At 68.8% G+C, this 2,104-nt stretch carries 2 protein-coding genes and 1 pseudogene; 1 reads left to right on the top strand and 2 read right to left on the bottom strand.

The features are described 5' to 3' along the window. Positions 1–896 (bottom strand): RluA family pseudouridine synthase (locus tag WAW85_RS04210; protein ID WP_422558394.1); only part of this gene is annotated, 896 nt, incomplete at its 3' end. After that, positions 893–1,510 carry a signal peptidase II gene (gene lspA, locus WAW85_RS04205; RefSeq protein ID WP_422558393.1) on the bottom strand — a complete coding sequence of 206 codons (618 nt, stop codon included), beginning with the start codon at positions 1,508–1,510 and terminating at the stop codon, positions 893–895. The genes lspA and WAW85_RS04210, both read right to left, overlap by 4 nt. A 137-nt stretch (positions 1,511–1,647) precedes the next feature. Here lspA and WAW85_RS04200 point away from each other — a divergent pair. Then, positions 1,648–2,104: pseudogene (locus WAW85_RS04200) on the top strand (hypothetical protein); the annotation flags it as partial.

The raw sequence follows: 2,104 nt of genomic DNA, 5'->3' as shown, positions 1-2,104 counted from the left end.
TCGGCTGGATACGGCGCCGTGAACTCCACCCGACGCCCGTCAGCCGGATGCGCGAACGCCAGTTGCCTGGCATGCAGCCACTGCCGGTCCAGCCCCAGCCGGGCGGCCAACTTCGGATTCGCACCGTAGGTCGGATCACCGACGCACGGATGGTGCAGCGCGGAGAAATGCACGCGGATCTGGTGGGTGCGCCCAGTCTCCAGATCGACGTCGATCAACGACGCCGCGGCAAACATCTCCACGGTCTCGTAATGGGTCACCGACTCCTTGCCGTTCGCCGTCACCGCGAACCGCCAGTCCGCACCCGGATGCCGGCCGATCGGCGCGTCGATGGTCCCCACCGGCGGATCCAGCTGCCCCTGCACGACGGCGTGGTAGACCTTTTCGACCTCACGCTGCTTGAAGGCGCGCTTAAGCAGCGTGTACGCGTGTTCGGACGCAGCCACCACCATCACTCCGGAGGTGCCGACGTCCAGGCGCGAGACAATGCCCTGCCGTTCGGGGGCCCCCGAGGTGGAGATCCGGAATCCGGCCGCGGCGAGCGCCCCGACGACCGTCGGTCCGGTCCAGCCCTGCGACGGATGCGCGGCGACACCCGGCGGCTTGTTGACGACGATGATGTCTGAATCGTGGTAGATCACGTCAAGGTTCTCGACCGGAGTCGGCTCCACGCGCAGCGGCTCCTGGGGAGCGGGCAGCGTCACGTCGAGCCACGCCCCGGCGGTCAGCTTGTGTGATTTGGGGACCGCAACACCGTCGAGGGTCACCTCACCGTCATCGGCCAACCCGGCGGCGACAGTCCGCGATAGACCGAGCAGCCGAGCCAGACCGGCGTCCACACGCAGACCGGCCAGCCCGTCGGGCACCGGCATGGCGCGCGATTCACGCGCACTCATTCGGCACCGGCTTCGGATTGGCCCGCTGCGGACGTCTGGCCGCTCTGCCTGCGTGCTGCCCAGCCCGAACGCGAGCCATCGTAGTCGTAGCCAAGCAAGGTCAGGACCACCAGCAAAACCGCCCCGCAGACGACGGCCGAGTCGGCGACGTTGAACACCGGCCACCAGCCGACCGACACGAAGTCGACAACGTGGCCGCGCAGCACGCCCGGTTCCCGGAAGAACCGGTCGGTCAGGTTGCCCAGCGCGCCCCCGAGCACCAGACCCAGCCCGATAGCCCAGCCTGGCGAGGCCAGTCGACGGCTGAACCGGATGATTGCGCCGACAACCAGCAGCGCAACGATGGTCAGTACCCAGGTGTATCCGGTAGCCATCGAGAACGCCGCGCCACTATTGCGAATCAGTCGCAGACTCACCGCATCGCCGATGATCGACACCGGGTCGCCCGGAGTCAGATAGTGCACCGCGAGCGTCTTGGTCGCCAGATCGGCCAGGTAGACCGTCACCGCCACACCAACCAACACCAGCAGCAGCCCGCGGGCTCGGCCGGCCGCACCGGTCCCGGGTTGGCCGGGATCGTCCTGGCCGGGATCGTCACTGGCGGCGTCTGTCATAGGGTCAATTGTCCACAATCAGCGGCGTACCCGACCACTCGACCCTCCGAACAGCACCTAAGCTGGACGACGTGTCCGATTCGCGCCCCCGCCGCTCCCGTGCCCGATCATCTCGTGTCGCGACCGGTCTGTTTCCGATGTCTCTCGCCACCGCCCTGGTCCTGACCGGTTGTGCCACCGCAGACGCACCACCGGCCGATCCAGCGCGCAGCTGCGACGCGCAATCCAGTGTCCGCGCCGATGGTGTCCGCCCGATCGACCTGGCGCCGCCGCAGGTGACGGTCACCGCGCCGGGCACCGGCGATCTGCGTGTCCCGTCCGTCGCACCGCGCACCGACGCCCCCACCCGCACCACACTGTCCACCGTCTCCGCCGAGACCAGCGTGATCGCCGGGAACACCGAAGCACCGAGCACCACCGTCGAAGACGTCACCTCGGCGCTGACCGTGCGCGCAGTCTGCGCCGACCAGACCAACGCCGAGTTCACCTTCGGCGCGGTCACTTCACCGGACGACGCGCTCGGGCTCGGGCCCTTCGACGGAGCCACCGGCGGCATCACCTACGCTCCGGGCCTGGCCGCGACGTCGCTACGCC

Origin of the sequence: Gordonia sp. (in: high G+C Gram-positive bacteria) (genome assembly GCF_049299075.1) — a bacterium.
In the GTDB taxonomy this organism is placed as follows: Bacteria; Actinomycetota; Actinomycetes; order Mycobacteriales; family Mycobacteriaceae; genus Gordonia.
The sequence above is the reverse complement of the archived record's forward strand: the minus strand, read 5'-3'. Positions and strand labels throughout refer to the sequence as shown.

Bases quoted from the DNA above. Each gene is read 5' to 3' on its own strand.
- lspA (WP_422558393.1), bottom strand. From the start codon at position 1,510: ATGACAGACGCCGCCAGTGACGATCCCGGCCAGGACGATCCCGGCCAA.